Below are 26,673 nucleotides of genomic sequence, written 5' to 3' on the forward strand. Positions count from 1 at the left end.
GTGCCGCATGCCACACTGATCGATCGTTAGGGCGACGGCGACGGCCGATAAACTCCCGCTCAGTAACCTCCGGGGAGGAGCACCAAGGTGCGCAAGGTACTCATCGCCAACCGCGGCGAGATCGCCGTCCGCGTCATCCGCGCCTGCCGCGACGCCGGCCTGGGCAGCGTCGCCGTCTACGCGGACTCCGACCGGGACGCCCTGCACGCCATCCTGGCCGACGAGGCGTACGCCCTGGGCGGCGACACCGCCGCCGAGACCTACCTGCGGATCGACAAGCTGATCGGCGTCGCCGCGAAGGCCGATGCCGACGCGGTACACCCCGGGTACGGCTTCCTCGCCGAGAACGCCGACTTCGCACAGGCCGTCATCGACGCGGGGCTGACCTGGATCGGGCCGTCTCCGCAGGCGATCCGCGACCTCGGCGACAAGGTCACCGCCCGGCACATCGCCCAGCGGGCCGGCGCGCCGCTGGTCCCCGGCACCCCCGACCCGGTCGGCGGCCCGGACGAGGTCGTCGCCTTCGCCGTCGACCACGGACTGCCGGTGGCCATCAAGGCCGCCTTCGGCGGCGGCGGGCGCGGCCTCAAGGTGGCCCGCACGATGGAGGAGATCCCCCACCTGTTCGAGTCGGCCACCCGGGAGGCGGTCGCCGCGTTCGGCCGGGGCGAGTGCTTCGTCGAGCGGTACCTGGACCGGCCCCGGCACGTCGAGGCGCAGGTTCTCGCCGACCAGCACGGCAACGTGGTCGTCGTCGGCACCCGCGACTGCTCGCTCCAGCGCCGGCACCAGAAGCTGGTCGAGGAGGCCCCCGCGCCGTTCCTCACCGACGCCCAGCGCGCCCAGATCCACGACAGCGCCAAGGCGATCTGCCGGGAGGCCGGCTACCACGGCGCCGGGACCGTGGAGTACCTGGTCGGCGCGGACGGCACCATCTCCTTCCTGGAGGTCAACACCCGGCTCCAGGTCGAGCACCCGGTCACCGAGGAGACCGCCGGCATCGACCTGGTCCGCGAGCAGTTCCGGATCGCCGACGGCGAGAAGCTGCGGCTGGCCGGGGACCCGACCCCGCGCGGGCACTCCTTCGAGTTCCGGATCAACGGCGAGGACCCGGGCCGCAACTTCCTGCCCGCCCCCGGCACGGTCACCGCGCTGCGGCTGCCGACCGGCCCGGGCGTGCGGGTGGACACCGGCATCTCGGCCGGCGACGTGATCGGCGGCAACTTCGACTCGCTGCTGGCCAAGGTGATCGTCACCGGCGAGACCCGCACCGAGGCCCTGGAGCGGGCCCGGCGGGTGCTGGACGAGATGGTCGTCGAGGGGATGGCCACCGCCCTGCCGTTCCACCGGCTCGTGGTGCGCGACGAGGCGTTCGCCGCCGAGCCCTTCACCGTGCACACCCGCTGGATCGAGACCGAGTTCGACAACACCGTCCCGCCGTTCACCGCCGTCGCCGGCCCCGCCGAGGGCCCGGCCGGGCGGGAGACCGTCGTGGTCGAGGTGGGCGGCAAGCGGCTGGAGGTGAGCCTGCCCGCCGGCCTCGGCGCGGGTACGGCCGCCGCGCCCGCCGCACGGAAGCCGGCCCGCCGGGCCGGCGGGGCCGGCGCCAGCGCGGCGGTCAGCGGGGACGCACTCACCTCCCCGATGCAGGGCACCCTCGTGAAGATCGCCGTCGCGGACGGGGACGCCGTCGCCGAGGGGGACCTGGTCGTCGTCCTGGAGGCGATGAAGATGGAGCAGCCGCTGCACGCGCACAAGGCCGGCACGGTCAGCGGCCTCTCCGCCGAGGTCGGCGCGGTCATCACCGCCGGCGCCGCCATCTGCACCATCGCCTGAGGTGTACCGAGGGGTCCGGTCAGCGCGCTCCGGCACCCGCCCGAAGAGCCCCTCCTGACGACCGTGCGGTGGCTCAGCGCAGGGCCTCGGCCGACGCGGCGCGGACCGCGTCGGTCAGCGCGCCCAGCACCGCCGAGTCCAGCCGCCAGTGCTGCCAGTACAACGGCACGTCGACGTGCCGGCCGGGATCCAGGTCGACGTACGCCCCGGCGGCCAGGTCGGCGCGGGCCTGCTGCTCCGGGACCAGCCCCCAGCCCAGGCCGAGCCGGATGGCCTCGCCGAACGCCGGCACGGACGGCACATAGTGCACCGGCGGATCGAGGTCCCGCCCGGTCACCGCCCGCAGGAACCGGTGCTGCACCCGGTCCTTGCGGTCGAAGACGACCATCGGCGCGGCGGCCAGGGCCGACGCGGACAGCCCGTCGGCGAACCAGCGGCCGGCCAGGGCCGGGGTGGCCAGCGCGCGGTAGCGCATGGCGCCGAGCCGACGTACCCGGCAGCCCTGCACCGCCTCGCGCTGGGCGGTCACCGCAGCCGTCACGGTGCCGTCGCGGAGCAGGTCGGCGGTGTGGTCCTGGTCGTCCTGCCGGATGTCGAAGGAGAGCGCCAGCTCCGCCGGCAGCCGGGCCAGCGCGCCGACGAACCAGGTGGCGAGGGAGTCGGCGTTGACCACCACGGCCACCCGGGTCCGGGGACGCGCCCCGGCGAGCGGGCCGCGGGCGTCGGCCAGCGCCTCGCGTTCCAGCAGGACGAGCTGACCGGCGAGGCGGAGCAGCGGCCGGCCCGCCTCGGTCACCCCGCAGGGCCGGGTCCGGCGCACGAGGACCTGGCCGACGCTCTCCTCCAACGCCTTGATCCGCTGGCTCACCGCCGACTGCGTGACGTGTAGCAGCCGGGCCGCCGCCTCGAAGCTGCCCTCCCCGACCACGGCTGCGAGCGTACGGAGCTGGGTGGAGTCGAGCGCGTCCATCAGCACAGCTTATCGACTGTCAGAAAGTTTAGTTGGACCGGCTGTGGCGCGGGATCGTAGCGTCGTCGCGTGCCAGACATGATCACCTCGGCGATCGCCGGGTTCGCCGTCTCCGTCGCCCTCATCGTCGCCATCGGGGCGCAGAACGCTTTCGTGCTCCGCCAGGGCCTGCGCCGGGAACACGTGGTCCCGGTCGTCGCGGCCTGCGCCGCCTCGGACGCGCTGCTGATCACGGCCGGCGTGGCCGGCGTCGGTTCGCTGGTCACCGGCCGGCCGATGCTGCTGACCGCGATCCGCTGGGGCGGTGCCGCGTTCCTGCTCTGCTACGCGGTGCTGGCGGCCCGCCGCGCGCTACGCCCCGACGTGCTCGTGCCGACCGACCGGCCGCCGGCCACGCTGCGGGCCACCCTGCTGGCCTGCCTCGCCTTCACCTACCTCAACCCGCACGTGTACCTGGACACCGTGCTGCTGCTCGGCGGGGTGGCGCAGCAGCACGAGCACCGGTGGGTCTTCGCGGCGGGCGCGGTCGCCGCCAGCGTCGCCTGGTTCACCGCGCTGGGGGCCGGGGCGCACCGGCTGGCGCCGCTGCTCGCGCGTACCGCGGCCTGGCGGATCCTCGACGGCGCGATCGCGGCCGTGATGGCCGGGGTGGCGGTGGCGTTGCTGGCCGGATCCTGAGCGCGGCGGAGGGTGTTTTCCGCGACCACCGGCGGCGGCGACGCCCGGGGGCGGGAATGATGGCCGGGTGCGCTTCCTTCATGGCGCGGTTCCCGCGCACGACCTGACCTACAACGACGTCTTCATGGCGCCGGCCCGCTCCGAGGTCGGCTCCCGGCTGGATGTCGACCTGGCCACCGCGGACGGCACGGGCAGCACGATCCCGCTGGTGGTGGCGAACATGACGGCAGTGGCCGGCCGGCGGATGGCCGAGACCGTCGCCCGACGCGGCGCGGTCGCTGTGATCCCGCAGGACATCCCCATCGAGGTCGTCGCCACCGTCGTCGCCTGGGTCAAGCGGCGGCACCTGGTGCACGACACCGCGATCACGCTCGGCCCGACCGACACCGTCGGCGACGCCATCCACCTGCTGCCCAAGCGCTCGCACGGCGCGGTGGTCGTGGTCGACGAGGCCGGTCGCCCGCTGGGGGTGGTGACCGAGGCGGACACCGTGGGGGTGGACCGGTTCGCCCAGCTCCGGCACGTGATGTCGACCGAGCTGCACACGGTGCCGGCGGACGCGGACCCGCGGACCGGATTCGACCGGCTCTCGGCGGGCCGGCGGCGGCTCGCGCCGGTGGTGGACGGCGAGGGCCGGCTGGTCGGGGTGCTGACCCGCAAGGGCGCGTTGCGCGCCACCCTCTACCGGCCCGCGACGGACGACCGGGGCCGGCTGCGGGTCGCGGCGGCGGTCGGGATCAACGGCGACGTCACCGGCAAGGCCGCCGCGCTGCTGGAGGCGGGGGTGGACACCCTGGTGGTGGACACCGCGCACGGCCACCAGGAACGGATGATCTCCGCGCTGCGGGCGGTGCGCAAGTTGGACCCGGGCGTCCCGGTCGCGGCCGGCAACGTGGTCACCGCCGATGGGGTACGCGACCTGGTCGAGGCCGGCGCGGACATCGTGAAGGTGGGCGTCGGACCGGGCGCGATGTGCACCACCCGGATGATGACCGGGGTGGGTCGGCCGCAGTTCTCCGCCGTGCTCGACTGCGCGGCGGCGGCCCGGGACCTGGGCCGGCACGTCTGGGCCGACGGCGGGGTGCGGCACCCCCGGGACGTGGCGCTCGCGCTGGCGGCCGGCGCGTCGAACGTGATGATCGGGTCCTGGTTCGCCGGCACGTACGAGTCACCGGGCGACCTATACACCGACGCGGACGGCCGGCGGTACAAGGAGAGCTTCGGGATGGCCTCGTCCCGGGCGGTCAGCGCCCGGACCGCCGACGACAGCCCGTTCGACCGGGCCCGCAAGGCGGTCTTCGAGGAGGGCATCTCCTCGGCCCGGATGTACCTGGATCCGACCCGGCCGGGCGTGGAGGACCTGATCGACGAGATCATCGCCGGGGTGCGCAGCGCGTTCACGTACGCGGGCGCGCGGAACCTGGCCGAGTTCCACGAGCGGGCGCTGGTCGGGGTGCAGAGCACGGCCGGCTACACCGAGGGCATGCCCCTGCCGACGAGCTGGTGACCCCCCTCTCCCCCTCTCCCCCGACCGAATCACGGTTGGTGAGGGGTGGGTGGGTGAGCGGTAACCCGGCTCGCCCCACGTGCGTTGCTCCAAGCGGTGTTCCTCGTCACCGCCGCCGCAATCTCGTTTGGGGCCTGACTATCAGGGAGCTAATCTGAGGGGCATGGACCTGACCGGGTTGGGGGACGTGCCGCTGGGCCGTCTGTTGGTCACCGCCGGCCACATCGTCGGCCAGCGGTGGAACCGCTACCTGGCCGAGGAGCACGGCCTCACCCAGGCCGGCATGGGCACCCTGATCACCCTCGCCCGACACGGCGAACTGCCGCACCGGGTGGTCGCCGAGCGCTGTTTCGTCCGCCCTGCCACCCTCACCGGCATCGTCGACACCCTGGAACGCGACGGCCTGGTCGAGCGGCACCGCGACGACGCCGACCGGCGCAGCGTACGGCTTGCCCTCACCCCCGCCGGCCGGGAGCGGGTCGCCAAGCTCACCACCCTCATGCAGAACAGAGGACCGCTGACCTCCGTCGACGCCGACCCGGCGAAGGCAGCCGTGATCCGGCAGTTCCTGTACGAGGTCATCGGCAGTGGAGAGGAGCCACAGATGACGAGCCCCGATGCGAGACCCGAGGACCGGCCGTGCTGATCCGGCTACTCCGCACCCACCTGCGGCCCTACCACCGACCGCTGGCGGCGGTGGTGGCGTTCCAGTTCGTCGGCACGATGGCCTCGCTCTACCTGCCGAGCCTCAACGCCGACATCATCGACCAGGGCGTGGCCCTCGGCGACACCGGCTACATCATGCGCACCGGCGGCTGGATGCTGCTGGTCAGCCTGGTCCAGATCGCCTGCTCGACCGCCGCGGTCTACCTCGGCGCGCGCACGGCGATGGGCTTCGGCCGGGATGTCCGGGCGAAGGTCTTCGGCCACGTCAACCGCTTCTCCGCCCGCGAGGTCGCCCGGTTCGGCGCGCCCTCGCTGATCACCCGCAGCACCAACGACGTGCAACAGGTGCAGATGCTCGTGCTGATGAGCTGCACCATGCTCGTCGCTGCGCCGATCATGAGCGTGGGCGGGGTGGTGATGGCGCTGCGCGAGGACGTCGGGCTGTCCTGGCTGATGCTGGTCTGCGTCCCGGTGCTGGCGCTCGCGCTCGGGCTGATCATCTGGCGGATGGTGCCCGGGTTCCGGCTCATGCAGGTCCGGATCGACACGGTCAACCGGGTGCTGCGCGAGCAGATCACGGGCATCCGGGTGGTCCGGGCGTTCGTCCGCGAGCCGTACGAGACGGAACGTTTCGGCCGCGCGAACGTCCGCCTGACCGCGACCGCCCTGCGCACCGGCCGGCTGATGGCCCTCATCTTCCCGGTCGTGATGCTGGTGCTCAACGTCTCCAGCGTCGCGGTGCTGTGGTTCGGCGCGCAACGGGTGGACGCCGGCCAGATCCAGGTCGGCGCGCTCACCGCCTTCCTGGCGTACCTGATGCAGATCCTGATGGCCGTCATGATGGCCACCTTCATGCTGATGATGGTGCCGCGCGCCGCGGTCTGTGCCGAGCGGATCGTGGAGGTGCTGGACACCGACTCCTCGGTGGTGCCGCCGGCCGCGCCGGTCACCGAGGTGACCCGCCGGGGCGAGCTGGAGCTGCGCGACGTGCGGTTCCAGTACCCGGGGGCCAGCGAGCCGGTGCTGCACGGCATCTCCTTCCGGGTCGCGGCCGGCGGAACCACGGCGATCATCGGCAGCACCGGATCCGGCAAGAGCACCCTGCTCTCGCTGATCCCCCGGCTGGTCGACACCACTGCGGGGACGGTGCTGGTCGACGGGGTGGACGTCCGCGACCTGGCGCCCGACGAGCTGTGGCGGCGGATCGGGCTGGTGCCGCAGCGGCCGTACCTGTTCAGCGGGACGATCGCCAGCAACCTGCGGTACGGCAACCCGGACGCCACCGACGCGGAGCTGTGGGCGGCCCTGGAGATCGCCCAGGCGCGCGACTTCGTCGCCGAGCTGCCCGAGGGGCTGGACGCCCCGATCGCGCAGGGCGGCACCAACGTCTCCGGCGGGCAGCGGCAGCGCCTGGCCATCGCCCGGGCCCTGGTCCGGCGGCCGGAGATCTACCTGTTCGACGACTCGTTCTCGGCACTCGACCTCGGCACCGACGCCCGGCTCCGGGCGGCGCTGCGGCCGGTCACCGCGGACGCGGCGGTGGTGATCGTGGCCCAGCGGGTCTCCACGATCGTCGACGCCGACCAGATCATCGTGCTTGAGGACGGGGGCATCGTCGGGATGGGCCGACACGCCGAGCTACTGGAGAACTGCCCTACCTACGCGGAGATCGTCGCCTCCCAGCAGACCGCGGGGGTGCCGGCATGACCGCCGTACCGGGTCAGAAGCCCCCGCCGCAGGGACGGCCCGGCGCGGAGGCGCGGACGCCGCCGCGGCTGCCCCCGGGCGGCCACCGCGGCGGCCCGATGCCGGGCGCCGGCATGCCGGCCGAGAAGTCGATGAACTTCGGGCCGTCCGCCCGCCGGCTGCTGGGGCGGCTGCGGCCACACCGGCTCCCACTCGTCGTCATCGTCGGGCTCGCCCTGATCAGCGTCGGGTTCAGCGTGTACGGACCGAAGGTCCTCGGTCACGCCACCGACCTGATCTTCAGCGGGGTGATCGCCCGGCAGCTCCCGGCCGGGACCACCGCCGAGCAGGCCGTGGCGGCGGCCCGGGCGGCCGGCAACGACAACTTCGCCGACATGCTCGCCCGGATGGACCTGGTGCCCGGGGTGGGCATCGACTTCACCGCGCTGGGCCGGGTGCTGCTGCTGGCGCTCGGCCTCTACCTGGCGGCCAGCCTGCTGATGTGGTGGCAGGGCTGGCTGCTCAACGGCGTGGTGCAGCGCACCGTGCTGCGGCTGCGCGCCGAGGTGGAGGAGAAGCTGAACCGGCTGCCGCTGCCCTACTTCGACCGGCAGCCGCGCGGCGAGCTGCTCAGCCGGGTCACCAACGACATCGACAACATCTCGCAGACCCTCCAGCAGACCCTGAGCCAGCTACTCACCTCGCTGCTCACCCTGGTCGGCGTGCTGGCCATGATGTTCTGGATCTCGCCGCTGCTGGCGCTGGTCGCCCTGGTCGCGGTGCCGCTGTCGGTGGTGGTGACCGGCCAGATCGCCAAGCGCTCGCAGCCGAAGTTCATCGCCCAGTGGAAGCACACCGGCGAGCTGAACGGCCAGATCGAGGAGGCGTTCACCGGCCACGAGCTGGTCAAGGTCTTCGGCCGGCAGCGCGAGGTGGAGGCGGCCTTCACCGCCAAGAACGAGGAGCTGTTCCGGGCCAGCTTCGGCGCCCAGTTCATCTCCGGGATCATCATGCCGGCGATGATGTTCGTCGGGAACCTCAGCTACGTGGCGATCGCCGTGGTCGGCGGCCTGCGGGTGGCCTCGGGCTCGATGAGCCTCGGTGACGTGCAGGCGTTCATCCAGTACTCCCGCCAGTTCACCCAGCCGCTCACCCAGGTCGCCTCGATGGCGAACCTGCTCCAGTCCGGGGTGGCCTCCGCCGAGCGGGTGTTCGCCGTCCTCGACGCCGACGAGCAGAGCCCCGACCCGGCCGCGCCGGCCCGGGTGACCGATCCGCACGGCCGGGTCGAGTTCGAGCACGTCTCCTTCCGGTACGAGCCGGACAAGCCGCTGATCGAGGACCTGTCGCTGGTCGCCGAGCCGGGGCACACGGTGGCGATCGTCGGGCCGACCGGGGCGGGAAAGACCACCCTGGTCAACCTGATCATGCGGTTCTACGAGCTGGACGCCGGCCGGATCACCCTGGACGGGGTGGACGTCAGCACCCTGCGCCGGGACTACCTGCGCGGCCGGATCGGCATGGTGCTCCAGGACACCTGGCTGTTCGGCGGCACCATCCGGGACAACATCGCCTACGGCCGGCCGACCGCCAGCGAGGAGGAGATCGTCGCCGCCGCCCGGGCCACCTTCGTGGACCGGTTCGTCCGCAGCCTCCCCGACGGCTACGACACCGTCATCGACGAGGAGGGCAGCAACGTCAGCGCCGGCGAGAAGCAGCTCATCACCATCGCCCGGGCGTTCCTGGCCGAGCCGTCGCTGCTGATCCTCGACGAGGCGACCAGCTCGGTGGACACCCGCACCGAGGTGCTGCTCCAGCGGGCGATGGCGGCGCTGCGCTCGGACCGGACCAGCTTCGTCATCGCCCACCGCCTCTCCACCATCCGGGACGCCGACCTGATCCTGATGATGGAGAACGGCAGCATCGTCGAGCAGGGCACCCACGAGCGGCTGCTGGCCGCCCGGGGCGCGTACCACCGGCTCTACCAGTCCCAGTTCACCCAGCCCGACCCGGTCGTCCTTCCCGAGCCCGTGACGCGAACCGCCGCGTCGGTCCAGGGCTGATCGTCGTGGCCGGAGATCCAGCGACAGCGACCGACCCCGGGCCGGGGTCAGGGCAGCAACGCCGCCGACCGGGTGGCGACCACCGACGCGACCAGGGCCAGGGCGTCGGCGGCGGGCCGCGGGTCCAGGCGACGACCGTCGCGCAGGCGCAGGGCGACCGCGCCATCGGCCGCCTCCCGGGCGCCGAGCACCGCGACGTACGGCACCCGGCGGCGGGCGGTGTCGCGGATCCGGGAGCCCAGCGACCCGCCCCCGTCGACCTCGGCCCGCAGGCCGAGCGCGATGGCGTCCCGGGCGAGCCGGTCGGCCGCCGCGGCCTGGCCCGGATCGTCGGGGTCGACCGGGAGCACGGTCACCTGCACAGGGGCGTACCAGGGTGGGAAGGCGCCGTCGTGCGCCTCGATCAGGTGGGCGAACAGCCGCTCCATGCTGCCGACCAGGCTGCGGTGCACCATCACCGGACGCCGCCGGACGCCGTCGGAGCCGGTGTACGACAGGTCGAACTTCTCGGGCTTGTCGAAGTCGAGCTGGACGGTGGCGAGGGTGGACTCCCGGCCGGTCGGGTCGGCGACCTGGATGTCGATCTTCGGGCCGTAGAACGCGGCGTCGCCGGGGGCCTCGACGACGTCCACCCCGTTCAATGCCTCCCGGAGCAGGTCCTCGGCCCGGTGCCACTGCTCGTCGGTGCCGACGTACCGCTGGCCCGGACCGCGCAGCGACAGCCGGAACCCCGCCGGGCGGACGCCGAGCGCGGCGTGCGCCTCGCGGATCAGCGCCAGGATCGCCGCGACCTCCTCACCCACCTGGTCCAGGGCGCAGAAGTTGTGCGCGTCGTTGAGCGAGATGGCGCGCACCCGGGACAGCCCGCCGAGCACCCCCGAGCGCTCCGCCCGGTACATCCCGCCCAGCTCGCCGACCCGCAGCGGCAGCTCCCGGTAGGACCGGCCCCGGGCCCGGAAGACCAGGGCGTGGTGCGGGCAGAGCGCCGGGCGGAGCACGAACTCGTCGTCCGGGCTCAGCCGCATCGGCGGGAACATGTCGTCGGCGAAGTAGCCGAGGTGGCCGGAGAGCTCGAACAGTTCCCGCTTGCCCAGCGGCGGCGAGTAGACGTGCTGGTAGCCGGCCCGTCGCTCCAGCTCGTGGACGTACGCCTCGACGGCGTACCGGGCGGCAGCGCCCGCCGGCAGCCAGATGGGCAGGCCGGCGCCGGCCAGCGGGTCGGAGACGAACAGCTCCAGCTCCCGGCCGAGCCTGCGGTGATCGGTCATGTCGCTCTCCCTCGGGTACGACCCGGAGGCGACCTGGCCCGGAACGCCGCGAGGCCCCGGGGCGGTTCGCCCCGGGGCCTCGATGACGGTGACGTCAGTGCGGCGCGCCGGGGTTCCCCGGCGTCGTGGTCCGTACCGCGCTGCGCATGCGCAGACGGTAGACCGGCGGCGGGCTGGCACGCATCCGATTTCGGGCCCCGCCGGCTGCGCGGGCCGCATGACGTGGTGCCCAGCCGGGTCAACACCCGCACTCCGGGCGGGCCGGCGGGCGCGCGGCGCAGGAGCGGGCCGCCGGCACGGGACCTGCCGGCGGCCCGCGGCGGCCCGGTCGTCGGAAACGGGGGGCCCGACGCGCCCGGGGCCGCGCGCCGACAACGGTACGCCGCCCGCCGCCGATCCGCCGCCCGGCTCGGCCCGCACGCCGAGGCCGCGCCGGGCCGGCGGCACCGCCGGGTCGGTGGTCACCACCGGCCGGGGTGGGTGCCGGTGACGCCCGCCACACCGGCAGGCTCGGGGCACCCGATCGGCCGGGCCCGGCGAGGTGGCAGTCGTGCTTGAGCTACCCGCCCACGTGACATCACCGCTGTGGGCGTACCTGGCGCTGCTCGGGCTGCTGGCGGTCGACGCGTTCGTGCCGGTCATCCCCACCCAGGCTGTGATGATCACCGGTGGGGCGCTCACCGTGTACGGCGGGCTGAGCCTCCCGCTGACCATCGGGGTCGGCACGCTCGGCGTCTTCGCCGGCGATCTGGCCTGCTACCTGCTCGGCCGGGGAGCACCGAACCGCCGGCCGGCCCGGAACGCCGAGCCGGGCCGGGCCCGCCGGATGGCCGGCCGGATGACCCGGGGACTGCGCCGGCCCGGCCCGCTGGTGATCCTGCTCTGCCGGTTCGTGCCGGGCGGCCGGATGGCCGCCTGCTTCGCCGCCGGCCGCAGCCGGTACCCGTACCGGCTCTTCCTGGCCTACGAGGCGGTGGCGGCGGCCGGCTGGGCCACGTACGGTGCGCTGGTCGGGCACCTGGGCGGCACGGCGCTGACCGAGTCGGCGTGGCAACTGTTGGTGATCGCCGGCGCGGCGGCGGCCGGCTTCGCCGCCGCCGGCTGGGCGATGACGGCCCTCACCGCCCGCCACGAGACACCGACGGACTGACCCTCTACTCCAGCTCGTGCAGCATGAGCTGGCGGGCCGCCTCCGTGATGGAGCCCGACAGGCTCGGGTAGATCGTGATGGTCTGGGCCAGCTCGTTGACCGTGAGGTTGTTCTCCACCGCCAGGGTGATCGGCAGGATCAGCTCGCTGGCCTTGGGGGCGACCACCACGCCGCCGATCACCTGGCCGCTGGCCGGGCGGCAGAACAGCTTGACGAAGCCGTCGGCCAGGTCGTCCATCTTCGCCCGGGCGTTGCCCGACAGCGGGAGCATCACCTGCCGGGCGGGCGTCTTGCCGGCGTCCACCTCGTCCTGGGAGACGCCGACGGTGGCCAGCTCCGGGTCGGTGAAGACGTTCGCCGCGACCGTACGCAGCCGCAGCGGCCGGACCGCCTCGCCGAGCGTGTGCCACATCGCGATCCGGCCCTGCATGGCGGCCACGCTGGCCAGCGGCAGCACCCCGGTGCAGTCGCCGGCGGCGTAGATGCCGGGGACGTTGGTCCGGGACACCCGGTCGACGGTGACGTAGCCGCCCCGGGCCAGCTCGACGCCGTACTCGCCGAGGCCCAGGCCGGCCGTGTTGGGGATCGACCCGACGGCGATCAGCGCGTGCGAGCCCTGCACCAGCCGGCCGTCGGCCAGCTCCACCTCCACCCCGTCGGCGGTCCGCCGGACGCCCTCGGCGCGGGAGTTGTTGAGGATGGTCATCCCCCGGGAGCGGAAGACCCGCTCGATCGCCATCGCGGCGTCGGCGTCCTCGTGCGGCATCACCCGGTCCCGGCTGGAGACCAGGGTGACCTCCACCCCCATGGCCAGGTACGCGCTGGCGAACTCGGCGCCGGTGACGCCCGAGCCGACCACGATCAGGTGCTCGGGCAGCTCGGGCAGGTCGTACACCTGCCGCCAGGTGAGGATCCGCTCGCCGTCGGGCACGGCGGTGGGGAGCTGGCGCGGGGTGGCGCCCGTGGCGACCAGCACGGTCGACGCGGCGATCGAGTACTCCTCGGCCCCGTCGGCCGGGGTGACGACGACCCGGTGGGTGTGACCGAGCGTGTCCTCGCCGAGCCGGGCGGTGCCGGCCACGAAGGTGACGCCGGCCTTCAACAGCTTGGCGTGGATGTCGGCGGACTGGTGAAGGGCGAGCCGCTTGACCCGCTCGTGCACCGTCTGGGCGTCGACGGTGACCGCCTCCAGCCCGTCGGAGTGCACCCCGAACTCCTCGGTGTCCCGGTACCCGGTGACCACCTCCGAGCTGGCGATGAAGGTCTTGGACGGGACGCAGTCGGACAGCACGCAGGCGCCGCCGGCCCCGTCGGCCTCCACCACGGTGACATCAGCGTCCAGCTGGGCGGCGACCAGGGCCGCCTCGTACCCGGCCGGCCCCCCGCCGATGATCACGATCTGGCTCACAGCTATCGCCCCTCGTCCATGCTCACAGTGACTTTCTTCTCCCCGACGCGTCCGACACGCACCGTCGTATTCTCCCCCACCCGTCCGTCGGGCTATCGTCATCGCCGTGCGTCATTACGCCGCCTACGGCTCAAACCTGGACCCCGCCCGGATGCGTGCCTACTGTCCGCACTCGCCGATGGTGGGCATCGGCTGGCTGGAAGGCTGGCGGCTCACCTTCGCGGGCGAGGGCGTCATCGGCTGGGAGGGCGCGGTCAGCACCGTCGTCGAGTCCCCCGGCGACCGGGTGTTCGTGGCGCTCTACGACATCAACCCCTACGACGCCGCCCAGCTCGACGAGATCGAGGGGGTGACCTCCGGGACGTACCGCAAGCTGCACGTCCGGGTCTCGACCCTCGACGGGGACGTGACCGCCTGGGTCTACGTCTTCGACGGGTACGAGGGCGGCCTGCCGACGGCGTGGTACCTGTCGGAGATCGCCAACGCCGCCGAGAAGGCGGGCGCGCCCGACGACTACGTCAGCGAGCTGCGGTCCCGCCCCACCGGCACCGCGTCGGCGTAGCGCGTCTACCACGCCCCCAGTCTGCTCCGGGTGGGTGGCGGCGCGCGGAGCCGCCCCCCGGCGGGCGGCTCCGGTCACACACCGACCGCCGGAACCACCCGCTCGTACATGTCGGTCCACCGCACCTCGTCCAGCCCCACGGAGCGGTAGAGCGTCGCCGGAGAGGTCGGGTTGGCCAGGTCGACGCCCAGGCCGGCGGACCGCCTGCCCTTGGCGGCGTAGACCGTGAAGGCCCGCCGCAGCAGCGCGGCGCCCACCCCGTGTCGCCGGTACGCCGGCAGCACCGACAGGGTGCGGACCCACCCCTGGTCCTGCTCCAACGCCTGGTCGGACGACTGCAACGCGCCGGCCGGCACCCCGTCGACCTCGGCGACGAACCACTCGTCCCAGGTCCTGACGTACGGGGGCAGGTGCTCCCGCCACTGCTCGTACCCGACCGGCTCGTAGTCCGAGGTGTCCCGGAACGCCGTGTCGAAGATCCGGTGGAACAGGCGCAGGTCGGCCTCGTCCCCGACGTGCAGCGGGCGGATCGTCACCCCGGGCGGGCACGGCGGCTCGGCGGGCAGGCCCGTCAGTGTCCGGCTCATCCGCACGTACCGTTTCGCCCGGGTGAAGCCGGCCTCGGCCAGCTCCGCCACCCACCGGGTCTCCGGCGCGAAGGCGGCGGTGCGGACGGTCAGCGCGGACAGGCCCCGCTCGGCGGCCCGCTCGGCGACCCGGCCCAGCATCCGGGTGAGCAGTGGGACGCGCGCGGCCTCGGCGCGCACCGGGTCGACGTAGACGTCGACGAACTCCCGGCCCACCCCGCTCGGGTTGTCCACCACGGTCCACCCGACGATCCTCCCGTCGTGGTCACCGACCAGCCAGGAGTCGAGCGCCGGGTCGACGAAGGGGGCGGTCAGCGCGGCCTCGACGTCCTCGGCGTCGAAGTCGGGGTGGCCGATCGCGAAGGTGTCGGCGGCGTGCACCACCGCAAGGATCGCCGGCACGTCGTCGAGGGTGGGGCGGCGGGCGCTCCAGCCAACGGGAAGGGTCATCCGGCGATCCTGGCAGCAGCCCACCGCCCACCGCCGCCCATTTATCCCCGCCCCGGCCGGTCGGGATCTCGCTGGGTGGGCCGTCCCTGCACCTGCGCGCGGGCGGTGGCCAGCAGGTCCAGCAGTTCGGCGCCCTCGCCGGCGGCGAGGCCGCGGAAGCCCGCCGCGACCAGCCGGTCGGTCATCGCCTCCGCCCACAACCGCCGCCGCACCAGGGGACCGACCCGGGGGTACGGCGGCGGCCAGCCGCAGGCCAGCGCGCCGGCCTCGCCCTCCGGCCCGGCCAGCACCGCCTCCAGCGGGGTCATCCCGCCGGCCCGCACCGCCATCAGGTACGCCCCGGCGAAGTGCTCGCGCAGCAGTAGCAGCCCGACGGCGGCCCGGGCGGCCGGGGAGTCCTCCGGTGGCGGCATGGCCCGCCAGGCGGCGAACAGCGGCATGCCGCTGGCGTCCGCCGCGTCGACCACCCGGCGCAGCAACCCGCCCAGCCGGTGCACCCCGGGCAGGGCGGCGAGGTGCTCGTCGCCCCAGCGGCAGCACTCGGCGAGGTTCGCGGCGGCCACCTCCAGCGGGCGGATCACCCGGGCGGCGCCGTCCCAGCCGTCGGCGACGGCGTCCGGGGCGATGAAGCCGAGGGCGGCGGCCACCGTCGGGGCCCGGACGTCGCCCAGCGCCCCGGCCCGGCCGGTGATGTAGAACGCCCAGCCGGAGATGCCCAGCAGGCGGGCCCGGCGCAGGGTGCCGGGGCAGCGGGTGAACGCTTCGCCGAGCTCCAGCACGAATGGCTTGCTCGCGGCGGCGACCTGCTCCGGCGTCATCGGAATCAGTCTCCCCCGCCGTCGCTTCCGGCGGCAGTCCCCTCTTCGGCGTCGATCGCCTCGATCGCCCCCTCGACCTCGCCGGTGCGCCGGCGGGCGGCGGTGGCGGCCCGTTCCGCCGCCCGCCGGGCCAGCCTCCGCCGGCTCAGCTCCTGCTCGGCCTCGGCCCGCCGCCGTTCCAGCTCGGCCAGCGACCGCTCGATGTCGGCCAGTTCCTCGGCACCGCCGTGCTCGGCGTCCGCCGCGCCGGCCAGTTCCGCCTCGGCCCGGCCCTGGTCGGTACGCGCCTTCGCCAGTTCCCGTTCCAGCGCCCGGCGCTGCCGGACCCGCTCGGCCCGGGCGGCGCGGTCCGCCGCCCGCTCGTCACGTTCCCGCCGCGTCCGGTCCCGGCCGGCGGCCCGGTCCGGGGCGGCCGGTGCGGGCTCCTCGTCACCGGTGACCAGCCGCAGTTGGGGGCGGGGCACCTCGCCGAAGCCGGCGTAGCTGGCGGCGCGCAGCAGCCGGCCGGTACGCACCTGTTCGGCGACCTCGGTGTCGGACAGCGCGGCGTTGAGCGTCGCCTCCACCTCGGCCAGGGGCAGTTTCCCGCCCGGCGGGCCGCCCTCGGCGTCGGCCGCCAGCCGGCGCACCTCGGCCACCAACGCCGCGACCACCGCCCGCCGCTGGGCGGAGAGTTCCCGCAGCCGGGGGCCGCGCAGGTCGCGCTGGGCCACGCGCAGCGCCTCGGCGAGCTGGCCCAGGTCGGCGACGAGTTCGGGGCACCGGATGGCGAGCAGGTTGACCAGCCAGGCGGCCACGGTCGGGCGGCGCAGCCGGGCGATCTCCCGGGCCGTGGCCGGGTCGCCGGCCCGCCGGGCCTCGGCGACGGCCGCGTCGCGGGTGGCGACGAACCGGTCCGGCGGCTCCTCGTAGAGCCGTCGGACCAGGTCCCGAGGGGGTGGCACCGGGTCAGACGTCGAGCCGGCTGCCCGGCTCGAGGCGCTGGTAGTCGGTCTTGGACAGCGCCGTGAACTGGCGGTTCAGCACCGCCAGGCCGTTGTCGTTGAGCAGCCCGTCGTGCGCGGCGAAGGCGCGGCGCGGGGCGACCGCGCGGATGAAGTCGACCACCTCGGAGAACTTCGACCAGGGGGCGTGGATCGGCGCGAACAGGGTGTCCACCTGGACCTCCTCCGGCACCACCAGCGAGTCGCCGGGGTGGTAGACCACATCGTTGAGCAGGTACCCCAGATTGTCCACCACGGGGATGTCCGGGTGGATGACGGCGTGCCGCCCGCCGTACGCCCGGACCGGCACGCCGGCCGCGGTGAACGACTGCCCGGGGGCGACCGGCTCCAGCACCTCGGCCGCGTCGCCGAGGACGCCGGACAGCGAGGCCGGGCCGTGGAGGCGGAACGGCCGGCGGTCGAGCTGCCGGGTGACCGCCGCGACGTCCAGGTGGTCGGGGTGCTCGTGGGTGATCAGCACCGCGTCCGCCCCGTCCAGCGCCGCCGGGTCGCTGAACCCGCCCGGGTCGACGACCAGCACCCCGCCGTCGTGCTCGACCCGCACGCAGGAGTGGGCGTACTTGGTGAGCTGCATCATGACCCCCTGATTATCGAATCGTGACATCCCTGAGCGCAGTCTGCCGGAACCCGAGCGCCGCCGCGCCACGTCTGACGTATCGCCCGATGGCCAGAAGAAGGGGAGCGGGAATGGACAGACGCGCAAGAGGTGGACTGCTGACCGCGGTGGGGCTGGCGGCTTTGCTGGCGGTGGGCGGATGCAGCGGTCTCCGCGGCGGGCAGGCCTCGGAGGACTCGGCCGCCTCCGCGCCGGACAAGGCGGCGCCGGCCGGCGTGCCCCTGGCGGAGGCGGGAGCGGCAGGGGCGAAGGCCGGCACCGGGGGCGGGTCGCCGGACCTGCGGGTGGACCAGCGGTCCATCGTCTACACCGGAGACATCCGGGTCCGGGTGGACGATGTGGACGGCGCCGCCCGGTCCGCCGTCACGGCCGCCACCTCGGCCGGCGGGTTCGTCGGCGGCGACGAGCGCAACAGCACCGGCCGGACCGCGCGGGCGGAGTTGGAGCTGCGGGTCCCGGCGGAGCGGTTCACCCCCGTGGTGGAGGAGCTGGCGAAACTGGGGCAGCAGGAGCACCGGTCGATCCGTACCGAGGACAAGACCGAGGAGACCGTCGACCTGGACGCCCGGATCACCACCCAGCGGGCCCGGGTGGAGAGCGGCCGAAAGCTGCTGGCCCGGGCCAGCTCGCTCGACGACCTGGTCAGGCTGGAGAGCGAGGTGGCCCGGCGGGAGGCCGACCTCGCCTCGCTGGAGGCGAAGAAGCGCCGGCTGGCCGACCTGACCGCGCTCTCCACCATCACCCTCACCCTGGTCGGGGCGGACGCCGAAACCTCCTCCGAGAAGGAGGAGGCCGGGACCGGCTTCCTGGTGGGGCTGCGTGGCGGCTGGAACGCGTTCGTCGCCTCGCTGGGCGTGCTGCTCACCGTGCTGGGCGCGCTGCTGCCGTTCGCGGTGGCGCTGGGCGTGCCCGTGGCGCTGCTGGTGGCGGTGCTGCGCCAGCGCCGGCGCAGGCCGGCGCCGGTGCTCAGCGAGTCGCCGCCAGTGCCCGTAGCGCGGTCTGCACCATGAGCCGGACGCCGAACGGGATGGCCCGCTCGTCGACGTCGAACGAGGCCCGGTGCAGGTCGACGTTCGGGCCGGACCGGCCGACGCCGAGGCGGGCGAGCGCGCCGGGGACGTACTCCAGGTACCAGGAGAAGTCCTCGCCGCCCATGCTCTGCGGGGTCTCCGCCACGCCTTCCGGGCCGAGCGCGGCCACGGTGGCGGCGGTGAGCACCTGGATCGCCTTGGCGTCGTTGCTGACCGGCGGCCGGCCGCGCAGGTACTCCAGGTCGACCGTGGCGCCGGTCGGGGCGATGACGTCCCGGACCACCTGAGCGACGATCTTGGGGGCCTCCCCCCAGGTGTCGCGGTCCATCACCCGCAGGGTGCCGGAGGCACTCGCCTCGGAGGGGATGACGTTGTACCGGGTGCCGGCCGAGGCGTGGCCGAACACCAGCAGCAACCCGCTGTTGGCCGGCACCCGGCGGCTGACCAGGGCGGGTACCTCGGTGACCAGCCGGCCGAGCGCGTCGACCAGGTCGACGGTCAGGTGCGGGCGGGCGGTGTGCCCGCCCGGCCCGCTGAGCTTGACGGTGACGTTGTCGGCGGCGGCGGTGATCGGGCCGACCCGCAGGCCGACCTTGCCGACCGGCTGGTTGGGGTCGCAGTGCAGGGCGAAGATCTGCACCACGTCGTCCAGCCCGCCGGCCTCGATGACCTCCAGCGAGCCGCAGGGCAGGATCTCCTCGGCCGGCTGGAAGATCAGCCGGACCCGGCCGTCCAGCTCACCCAGTTCGGCGAGCTGGGCCAGCAGCATGCCGACGCCGAGCAGCACGGTGGTGTGCACGTCGTGGCCGCAGGCGTGGCAGACGCCGTCCTTGGTGGACCGGTACGGCACGTCCTTGATGTCGGTGAGCGGCAGCGCGTCGATGTCGGCGCGGAGCGCGACCACCGGGCCGTCGGGGCGGCCGTCGATGTCGCAGATCACCCCGTTGCCCTTCGGCAGCAGGCGCGGGTTCAGCCCGGCCAGGGACAGCTCGCGGGCGATCAGGGCGGCGGTATCGAACTCCTCGCCGGAGAGCTCTGGATGGGAGTGGATGTGTCGGCGGGTGGCGACGAGCCGGGGCACCCGCAGGGCCAGCAGTCGGTCCAGCTCGAAGGGCAGGGGCTGGGACCCGGACGGCGCCTCCGGCGAGTCCGACGACGCCAGCTGGCTGCCGTTCGGCAGCGTCAACGCACTCGTCACGGCGAAATCTCGATCACTAGAAATGGATGGATCATCGGGGATGACAGCAGACAGCCTAGACCTCCGATGGTGACGCTGTGCAACTTCATTCCCGTAGCGGTCGGATGGCGCAGCGTCACGAAAGCCCTGGTGGAAGGGCTCGACAATCTGCGGGACAGCAGGTAGATCGCGGTTGAACGCCGTCATCTGCCCCACACCTCCTACAACCCGTAACCGAGTCGGCGGTCGCGAAATCACCCTCGATCCGGGGCCGTCGTTTCCCGAATTGTCGCATTGGTCGCTTCGGTCAACCGCCGCTCGGACAATTAGCCGACCGCACCCGGGCGGCCGGGCGTCTCCAGACGGTGACACGACGGGACGGGACGCGCGCGCACACGCTGTCCGTCCCGTTCACCCGGACGGGTTACCCAACGCCCCGGGGTGCACACACACGTCCCGGGCCGCGCCGGATCCGGCGCCGCGACCGCCCGGGGCCGGCCGAACGCGGCGGGCAGCCCGGGGCGCCACCCACCGACAGTAGACCCGGGTGCGACGGCCCGCGACCCCGCTTCCGCGGGCGGGAAGCGGGTTCGCGGGGCAGCCGGTAGGGGTGGTCAGAACCGGTCGCTCGGGCGGTAGGTCCCCCAGACCTGGCGCAGGGTGCCGCAGACCTCGCCCACCGTGGCCCGGGCCCGCAGCGCCTCCTTCATCGGGAAGAGCACGTTCTCCGTGCCCTCGGCGGCGGCGCGCAGCTCGGCGAGGGCCCGCTCGACGGCGCCACCGTCGCGCTCCGCGCGCAGCCTGGCCAGCCGCCCGGCCTGGGCCGCCTCGATCTCCGGGTCGACCCGCAGCGGCTCGTACGGCTCGTCGGCGTCGATCGTGAACCGGTTGAGCCCGACCACCACCCGCTCACCCGAGTCGATCTCCTGGGCGATCCGGTACGCGGACTGCTCGATCTCCCGCTTCTGGAAGCCCGCCTCGATGGCGTCCACCACCGAGCCGTGGTCGGCCACCCGGTCCATCAGCTCCACCACCGCCGACTCGATCTCGGCGGTCATGGCCTCCACCACGTACGAGCCGGCGAACGGGTCGACGGTGGCGGTCAGGTCCGTCTCGTACGCCAGCACCTGCTGGGTGCGCAGGGCCAGCCGGGCGGCCTTCTCGGTGGGCAGCGCGATGGCCTCGTCGAAGCTGTTGGTGTGCAGCGACTGGGTGCCGCCCAGCACGGCGGCGAGCCCCTGCACCGCCACCCGGACCAGGTTGACCTCGGGCTGCTGGGCGGTGAGCTGCACGCCCGCCGTCTGGGTGTGGAAGCGCAGCATCATCGACTTCGGGTTCTTCGCCCCGAACTCGTCGCGCATCAGCCGGGCCCAGATGCGCCGGGCGGCACGGAACTTCGCGACCTCCTCCAGCAGGGTGGTCCGGGCCACGAAGAAGAACGACAGCCGGGGCGCGAAGTCGTCCACGGCCAGCCCGGCCGCCAGCGCGGCCCGCACGTACTCGACGCCGTTGGCCAGGGTGAACGCGATCTCCTGCGCGGGCGTCGCGCCGGCCTCGGCCATGTGGTAGCCGGAGATGGAGATGGTGTTCCACTTCGGCACCTCCTTGCGGCAGTAGCCGAACGTGTCGGCGACCAGCCGCAGCGAGGGCTTCGGCGGGAAGATGTACGTCCCCCGGGCGATGTACTCCTTGAGGATGTCGTTCTGGATGGTGCCGTTGAGCGCCGACCCGGCGACCCCGGACTCCTCGGCGACGAGCTGGTAGAGCAGCAGCAGCACCGAGCCCGGCGCGTTGATCGTCATCGAGGTGGAGACCTTGTCCAGCGGGATGCCGGCGAAGAGCAGCCGCATGTCCTCGATGGAGTCGATGGCCACCCCGACCTTGCCGACCTCGCCGTGCGCGATCGGGTCGTCGGAGTCGTACCCCATCTGGGTGGGCAGGTCGAAGGCGACCGAGAGACCCATCGTGCCGGCCCGCAGGAGCTGGTGGTAACGCGCGTTCGACTCCGTGGCGGTGCCGAAGCCGGCGTACTGGCGCATCGTCCACGGGCGCGAGGTGTACATGGTGGGGTAGACCCCACGGGCGTACGGGAACTCGCCGGGCGCGCCCAGCCGGGCGTCCAGGCCCTCGGGCAGGTCGTCCGCCCCGTAGAGGTCCTTGATCGGGAAGCCGGACTCGCTTGACCGCCGTTCGCTCATCCCCGGATGGTAGGACGCGCCGGCGCATCGACGGGTGAGGGATTGCGCACAGCCGACCCCCGACTTCCGGCGACCGCAGGGTGAACAACCGGGCACGTACTGTCGAGTTCGGTAAACGTCCGTCGCGTCGGGTTTCGCATCGGGCGTCGGAACCCGCAAGATAGGGGGGTTGTGTCCCAGCCCCCTCGATTTCCCCCGGTGGCTTTTCTGTGACTCAGATCCCGACGTGGAGCGGCGGACCAGTCAGTCCACCCCACGGACGCGCGGCGCCCGGCACCACCATCGGTGGTCGCTACTCGCTCCGGTCCGCGGTGGGCAACGGCGGCATGGGCACGGTCTGGCGTGCCACAGACACCCTGTTGCGGCGCGACGTGGCGGTGAAGGAGGTCGTCCTTCCGCCGGGCCTCGCCCCCACCGACCGCGACGCGATGTACGAGCGGACGCTGCGCGAGGCCCGCGCCGCCGCGGCCATCCAGCACCCGGCCGTGGTCCAGGTGTACGACGTGGTCACCGAGGGTGGCCGCCCCTGGATCGTGATGGAGCTGCTGGACGCCCGCAGCCTGGCCGATATGGTGATCGAGGACGGGCCGGTCGCGCCCCGCGCGGTCGCCAAGATCGGTATCGCCCTGCTCGGCGCGCTGGAGGTGGCGCACGCGATCGGGGTGCTGCACCGCGACGTGAAGCCGGCCAACGTGCTGATCTGCACCGACGGCCGGTGCGTGCTGACCGACTTCGGGGTGGCGAAGCTCCCCACCGACGTGCAGCTCACCACCCCCGGGATGGTGCTCGGCTCGCCGCACTTCATCTCCCCCGAACGGGCGATGGGCCAGGAGTTCGGCCCGCCCAGCGACCTGTTCTCCCTCGGCGTGACGCTGTACACGGCGGTCGAGGGGCGGCCCCCCTTCGACAAGGGCGACCCGATCGAGACCATGCACGCCGTGGTCGAGGACCCGCCCGCCGCCCCGCAGCGCAGCGGCCCGCTGACCCGGGTGCTGATGGGCCTGCTGGAGAAGGACCCGGCCCGCCGGCTCGACGTGCACACCTCCCGGGCGATGCTGCGCGAGCTACTGGCCGGCCCGCTGACCAGCAACGCCACCGCCGTCAACTCGGTCACCGACCCGTACGCGGTGGTGCCGGTGCAGCAGCGCCCGGTCGTCGTACCGCCGCCGCCCGCCCCCGAGCCGAAGCCGAGCGGGCAGATCGGCGGTCGGGCGATGCTCGCCGCCGGCGAGTCGCTCACCGACCGGCTGGCCAAGCTGCGCCGGGGCGAGAAGGGGGGCAAGACCGCCGCCGCCGCGAGTGCCGCCGCGCTCGACGACACCAGCGCCGACGCGCTCGCCGGTCCGCTGCACACCCCCACCGGGGCGATGCCCGCGCCGACGCCGACGCCCCCGGCCGGCCGGACGTACGGCGGTTCGTCGGAGGCTACCCAGCGGGTCGACGCGGGCGCCGCGCCGGAGGCCACCCAGCGGGTGACGTACGGCCCGTCGCCCGACGCCACCCAGCAGGTCCCGTTCGGGCCCCGGCCGGACGCCACCCAGCGGGTTCCGTTCGGCGTCGGGGCGGACGCCACCCAGCGGGTCGGCCAGCCCGACGCCACCCAGGCGGTGCCCGGCTTCGGCGCCCCGCCCGAGGCGACCCAGCGGATGGGCGGGACGTACGGCGGCGGCCAGTGGTCGGTGCCCGGCACCGGCCAGCCGTGGGCCACCCCGGCCACCGCGCCCGCCCCGGCCGGCGGCGGTGTGACCGGCGGAGCCGGCCGGCTCGTCGCCACCGTCCAGGGCTGGCCCCGCAAGGTGCAGCTCGCGGCGGCCGGCGGCCTCGTCGTGCTGCTGCTGGTCGGCGCGATCGTCCTGTTCGGCGGCGGCGACCCGGACCAGCCGACCACCCCCTCGGCGCAGCCCACCGCCCCCGCCGCCGCGCCGGTGGAGATGCAGGAGCAGTCGGCCCGGGGGGTCACGGTGCAGGTGCCCAAGGGCTGGGAGCGCAACAGCTCCGGCGTGTGGGTCGACTTCGTCGACCCGGAGGACAGCGGCCGCAAGGTGCGCATCCTCTCCGAGGACTGGGGCGGCACGTCGTCGATGCGCTGGGCCGAGGTCGCCGAGAAGGGCCTACGGAACAGGTCCACCTCCTGCCCGAAGCCGTACCACCAGGTGTCGATGACCGAGCAGAAGCTGGACGGCCAGGCGGCGGCCGAGTTCGAGTACACCTGCGGCGAGGGCGACGGCATGCGGCACGGCGTGTGGCGCGGGGTGGTGCACGAGGGCAAGGTCTACTCGTTCTACCTCTCCTCCACCGACGCCCGGTTCGCCGAGAGCAAGCCGATCTTCGACCAGATGGTGGAGTCGTTCAAGCTCGGCGGGACGGGCTGAGGGTCGTCGGGGCCGACGACCCGGCGAGGCCGACGGGACGCGGTGATCCGCCGCCTGCTATCAAGAGGCATGGCGGCGGAACCCATTGACCTTGACGACATTCGCGACCGGGCCCGGCGGTGGCTCGACGACGACCCCGACCCGGCCACCCGCGAGGAGCTGCGGGCCGTGCTCGACCGGCTGCCGGCGAGCGCGCCCGACCTGGCCGACCGGTTCGCCGGGCCGCTGACCTTCGGCACCGCCGGGCTGCGGGGACCGCTGCGGGCCGGCCCGAACGGGATGAACCTCGCGGTGGTCACCCAGGCCGCCGCCGGGCTGGTCGGCTGGCTCGCGGCCCAGGGCGCGACCGGCCCGCTGGTGATCGGGTACGACGCGCGGCACGGTTCCCGGGAGTTCGCCGAGCGCACCGCCCAGGTCGCCACCGGCGCGGGCCGGCCGGCGCTGCTGCTGCCCCGCCCACTGCCCACCCCGGTGCTGGCGTACGCGGTGCGGCAGCTCGACGGGGCGGCCGGGGTGATGGTCACCGCCAGCCACAATCCCCCGCAGGACAACGGCTACAAGGTGTACCTGGGTGCCCGGCTCGGCGGCGAGCTGGGCGCGGGGGCGCAGATCGTGCCGCCCGCCGACGCCGGGATCGAGGCGGCCATCCGGGCGGTCGGCCCGCTCGCCCGGGTGCCGCTCGGCCCGGCCGGCCAGGTGCTCGGCGACGACCTGGTCGCCTCGTACGTGGAGCGGGCCGCCGCCGTGGTCGACCCGGCCGGGTCGCGGGACCTGAAGGTGGCGTACACGCCGCTGCACGGGGTGGGTGCGGCGGTGCTGACCGCCGCCTTCGCCCGCGCCGGGTTCGGCGTTCCCGGCGTGGTGCCCGACCAGGCGGAGCCCGACCCGGACTTCCCGACCGTGAGCTTTCCCAACCCGGAGGAGCCGGGGGCGGTGGATCGCCTCGTCGAACTCGCCGAGCGCACCGGCGCGGACCTGGCGATCGCCAACGACCCGGACGCGGACCGCTGCGCGGTGGCCGTCCGCGACGCGAGGACGGGCTGGCGGATGCTGCGCGGCGACGAGGTGGGCGTCCTGCTCGCCGACCACCTGATGCGCCGGGGCGTACGGGGCCTGTACGCCACCACGATCGTGTCGTCGTCCCTGCTGCGGGCCATGTGCGCCGCCCGTGGCCTGCCGTACGACGAGACGCTGACCGGGTTCAAGTGGATCGTCCGGGGCGGCGGCGGGTCCGCGCCGCTGGTGTTCGGCTACGAGGAGGCGCTGGGCTACTGCGTCGCCCCGGAGCACGTACGCGACAAGGACGGCATCACCGCCGCGCTGACCGTCGCCGAGTTGGCCGCCGGCCTCAAGGCGGAGGGGCGCACGCTGACCGACCGGCTGGACGAGCTGGCCGCCGAGTTCGGCGTGCACCACACCGACCAGCTTTCCGTCCGGGTGGACGACCTGCGGGTGATCGCCGACGCGATGGCCCGGTTCCGGGCGGCCACCCCGACCGCGCTGCTCGGCCACCCGGTCACCGAGGCGCGGGACCTGCTGCCCGAGGCGGACGTGGTCATCCTGCGCACCGACGCGGCCCGGGTGGTGCTCCGCCCGTCGGGCACCGAGCCGAAGCTCAAGGCGTACCTGGAGGTGGTGGAGCCGGTCGCGAACGGCGACGTGCCGGCGGCCCGCGCCCGCGCGACCACGGCCATCGCCGCCCTCCGCACCGAAATCGCCACCACCCTGAACCTCTAACCCCCCACCCCACCCACCGCCAGCCGAGTTGATCAAGAAGTTTGCGTCGGGAAACCTGCCGTCGCCGACGCAAACTTCTTGATCACCGCGTGCACACCGGGGGCGGGAGGAGGGTTAGGGGCGTTTGCCTAGGGCGGCGTCTACTGCGGTGCCCAGGGCGGTGACGACCAGGGCTACCGAGGGGCGGACGACTGAGTCGTCCAGGCCAGCGGTGCCGGAGAAGCCGGCCCCGCCGGCGATCTCCTCCAGCCGCACCCGGGCGTCCCGGGCGGCGTCGCCGGTCAGGCCGAGCGCCGGCTCCATCCGGAGCACCGCGACCAGGGTGGCCAGCGCGGCGGTCCGCTCGTCGGGAAGGTGCCCGCCGGCCAGCGCCTCGGCGAGCCGGCGCCGGATGTCCTGCTCCACCGAGGCGTCCGTCGTCGGGTAGCGGTGCACGTGGATGAAGCCCAGCTCGGTCTCGTCGACGTCCCGCACCACGCCCCGGCCGACCAGGTCACCGAGGATCCGGTCGCGCAGGCCGTGGCGCAGCCGCTGCACCCAGGAGGAGGGGGTGTGCGGGGTGTCGGCGGCCATCCGGGCCAGCACCCCGTCGAGCGTCGACTCGCCCGTTCCGGTGGGGTCGGTGACGGTCAGGTTCCCGTCGGCGTACGCGATCCGGCCGGCCAGGGCCAGTTCGATCAGCACCGCGGCGGCCATCCCCAGGTCGAGGCTGATCCGCGGCATCGTCGCCTTGCCGGATTCGTCGTCGTAGGCGAGGAGCAGCAACTCTTCGGCAAGCGCAACACCAGTCATGGCCCGAGACGGTAGCGCCTGCGCGCACTCCCGCGCACCACCTCGACGTCGATGGCGTGCCGCCGCCCCGTACGCCTTCCTCTCCCCCACCGTCGCC

Annotated in this window: 21 protein-coding genes; 11 read left to right on the forward strand and 10 right to left on the reverse strand. The window is 74.0% G+C overall.

Annotated elements, in window-relative coordinates:
• Nucleotides 1–87 precede the first annotated feature (87 nt).
• Nucleotides 88–1,836 (forward strand): biotin carboxylase N-terminal domain-containing protein, encoded by a 1,749-nt coding sequence (locus tag OOK41_RS29490; RefSeq protein ID WP_266267459.1) that lies wholly within the window; start codon nt 88–90, stop codon nt 1,834–1,836.
• A gap of 73 nt (nt 1,837–1,909) precedes the next feature.
• Here the strand turns inward: OOK41_RS29490 and OOK41_RS29495 are convergent, their stop codons facing one another.
• A complete protein-coding gene (locus OOK41_RS29495; protein WP_117671124.1) occupies nt 1,910–2,806 on the reverse strand; it encodes a LysR family transcriptional regulator ArgP in 897 nt (298 codons plus the stop codon).
• 78 nt (nt 2,807–2,884) lie between these two features.
• Between OOK41_RS29495 and OOK41_RS29500 the strand changes: the two genes are divergently transcribed.
• The 5 genes from OOK41_RS29500 to OOK41_RS29520 all read left to right on the forward strand — a co-directional run bounded on the left by OOK41_RS29500 (nt 2,885) and on the right by OOK41_RS29520 (nt 9,406).
• Entirely contained in the window at nt 2,885–3,484 is a 600-nt protein-coding gene (locus OOK41_RS29500) for a LysE/ArgO family amino acid transporter (RefSeq protein ID WP_266268036.1), read from the forward strand.
• Between the two features lie 67 nt (nt 3,485–3,551).
• Nucleotides 3,552–4,991: a GuaB1 family IMP dehydrogenase-related protein gene (locus OOK41_RS29505; protein WP_117671120.1), complete on the forward strand. Its 1,440-nt coding sequence runs from the start codon at nt 3,552–3,554 to the stop codon at nt 4,989–4,991.
• Between the two features lie 163 nt (nt 4,992–5,154).
• A complete protein-coding gene (locus OOK41_RS29510) occupies nt 5,155–5,637 on the forward strand; it encodes a MarR family winged helix-turn-helix transcriptional regulator (protein WP_117671118.1) in 483 nt (160 codons plus the stop codon).
• Nucleotides 5,631–7,364, forward strand: coding sequence for an ABC transporter ATP-binding protein (locus tag OOK41_RS29515; protein WP_117671116.1), 1,734 nt, complete (start codon nt 5,631–5,633; stop codon nt 7,362–7,364). The genes OOK41_RS29510 and OOK41_RS29515 overlap by 7 nt, the downstream gene beginning before the upstream one ends.
• On the forward strand, nt 7,361–9,406 hold the full coding sequence (locus tag OOK41_RS29520) for an ABC transporter ATP-binding protein (RefSeq protein ID WP_117671114.1): 2,046 nt from the start codon (nt 7,361–7,363) through the stop codon (nt 9,404–9,406). The genes OOK41_RS29515 and OOK41_RS29520 overlap by 4 nt, the downstream gene beginning before the upstream one ends.
• A 47-nt stretch (nt 9,407–9,453) precedes the next feature.
• On the opposite strand, the gene thrS is transcribed toward OOK41_RS29520, so the two are convergent.
• Nucleotides 9,454–10,674: a threonine--tRNA ligase gene (thrS, locus tag OOK41_RS29525; protein ID WP_266267460.1), complete on the reverse strand. Its 1,221-nt coding sequence runs from the start codon at nt 10,672–10,674 to the stop codon at nt 9,454–9,456.
• A 550-nt stretch (nt 10,675–11,224) separates the two neighbouring features.
• Here thrS and OOK41_RS29530 point away from each other — a divergent pair.
• Nucleotides 11,225–11,824 carry a DedA family protein gene (locus OOK41_RS29530; protein ID WP_266267461.1) on the forward strand — a complete coding sequence of 200 codons (600 nt, stop codon included), beginning with the start codon at nt 11,225–11,227 and terminating at the stop codon, nt 11,822–11,824.
• 4 nt (nt 11,825–11,828) lie between these two features.
• Here OOK41_RS29530 and OOK41_RS29535 read toward each other — a convergent pair whose 3' ends face one another.
• Nucleotides 11,829–13,232, reverse strand: a complete 1,404-nt coding sequence (locus OOK41_RS29535) for an NAD(P)H-quinone dehydrogenase (protein WP_117671108.1) — start codon at nt 13,230–13,232, stop codon at nt 11,829–11,831.
• Nucleotides 13,233–13,338: 106 nt separating this feature from the next.
• Between OOK41_RS29535 and OOK41_RS29540 the strand changes: the two genes are divergently transcribed.
• Nucleotides 13,339–13,794, forward strand: a complete 456-nt coding sequence (locus OOK41_RS29540) for a gamma-glutamylcyclotransferase (RefSeq protein WP_117671106.1) — start codon at nt 13,339–13,341, stop codon at nt 13,792–13,794.
• 74 nt (nt 13,795–13,868) lie between these two features.
• Here the strand turns inward: OOK41_RS29540 and OOK41_RS29545 are convergent, their stop codons facing one another.
• The 4 genes from OOK41_RS29545 to OOK41_RS29560 are packed head-to-tail and all read right to left on the reverse strand — an operon-like array spanning nt 13,869 to nt 17,227.
• Entirely contained in the window at nt 13,869–14,831 is a 963-nt protein-coding gene (locus OOK41_RS29545; RefSeq protein WP_266267462.1) for a GNAT family N-acetyltransferase, read from the reverse strand.
• Nucleotides 14,832–14,872: 41 nt separating this feature from the next.
• A complete protein-coding gene (locus OOK41_RS29550) occupies nt 14,873–15,649 on the reverse strand; it encodes a hypothetical protein (RefSeq protein ID WP_266267463.1) in 777 nt (258 codons plus the stop codon).
• A gap of 5 nt (nt 15,650–15,654) precedes the next feature.
• Nucleotides 15,655–16,593, reverse strand: coding sequence for a hypothetical protein (locus OOK41_RS29555; RefSeq protein ID WP_117671100.1), 939 nt, complete (start codon nt 16,591–16,593; stop codon nt 15,655–15,657).
• Between the two features lie 4 nt (nt 16,594–16,597).
• A complete protein-coding gene (locus OOK41_RS29560; protein WP_266268037.1) occupies nt 16,598–17,227 on the reverse strand; it encodes an MBL fold metallo-hydrolase in 630 nt (209 codons plus the stop codon).
• A gap of 113 nt (nt 17,228–17,340) precedes the next feature.
• Here OOK41_RS29560 and OOK41_RS29565 point away from each other — a divergent pair, with 113 nt between their 5' ends.
• Nucleotides 17,341–18,279, forward strand: coding sequence for a DUF4349 domain-containing protein (locus tag OOK41_RS29565; RefSeq protein ID WP_266267464.1), 939 nt, complete (start codon nt 17,341–17,343; stop codon nt 18,277–18,279).
• On the opposite strand, the gene OOK41_RS29570 is transcribed toward OOK41_RS29565, so the two are convergent.
• Both OOK41_RS29570 and OOK41_RS29575 read right to left on the reverse strand, forming a co-directional pair.
• Nucleotides 18,236–19,498 carry an amidohydrolase gene (locus tag OOK41_RS29570; RefSeq protein WP_117671096.1) on the reverse strand — a complete coding sequence of 421 codons (1,263 nt, stop codon included), beginning with the start codon at nt 19,496–19,498 and terminating at the stop codon, nt 18,236–18,238. The genes OOK41_RS29565 and OOK41_RS29570 overlap by 44 nt on opposite strands.
• Before the next feature lie 593 nt (nt 19,499–20,091).
• Nucleotides 20,092–21,675: a methylmalonyl-CoA mutase gene (locus tag OOK41_RS29575; RefSeq protein WP_117671094.1), complete on the reverse strand. Its 1,584-nt coding sequence runs from the start codon at nt 21,673–21,675 to the stop codon at nt 20,092–20,094.
• 209 nt (nt 21,676–21,884) lie between these two features.
• Here OOK41_RS29575 and OOK41_RS29580 point away from each other — a divergent pair, with 209 nt between their 5' ends.
• Together OOK41_RS29580 and OOK41_RS29585 are read left to right on the forward strand one after the other, a co-directional pair.
• Entirely contained in the window at nt 21,885–24,047 is a 2,163-nt protein-coding gene (locus OOK41_RS29580; protein ID WP_266267465.1) for a serine/threonine-protein kinase, read from the forward strand.
• 69 nt (nt 24,048–24,116) lie between these two features.
• On the forward strand, nt 24,117–25,784 hold the full coding sequence (locus OOK41_RS29585; protein ID WP_266267466.1) for a phospho-sugar mutase: 1,668 nt from the start codon (nt 24,117–24,119) through the stop codon (nt 25,782–25,784).
• A gap of 114 nt (nt 25,785–25,898) precedes the next feature.
• Here the strand turns inward: OOK41_RS29585 and OOK41_RS29590 are convergent, their stop codons facing one another.
• Nucleotides 25,899–26,576 carry a GPP34 family phosphoprotein gene (locus OOK41_RS29590; protein WP_266267467.1) on the reverse strand — a complete coding sequence of 226 codons (678 nt, stop codon included), beginning with the start codon at nt 26,574–26,576 and terminating at the stop codon, nt 25,899–25,901.
• Nucleotides 26,577–26,673 lie beyond the last annotated feature (97 nt).

The organism is Micromonospora sp. NBC_01655, from assembly GCF_026339755.1.
Lineage (GTDB): Bacteria > Actinomycetota > Actinomycetes > Mycobacteriales > Micromonosporaceae > Micromonospora.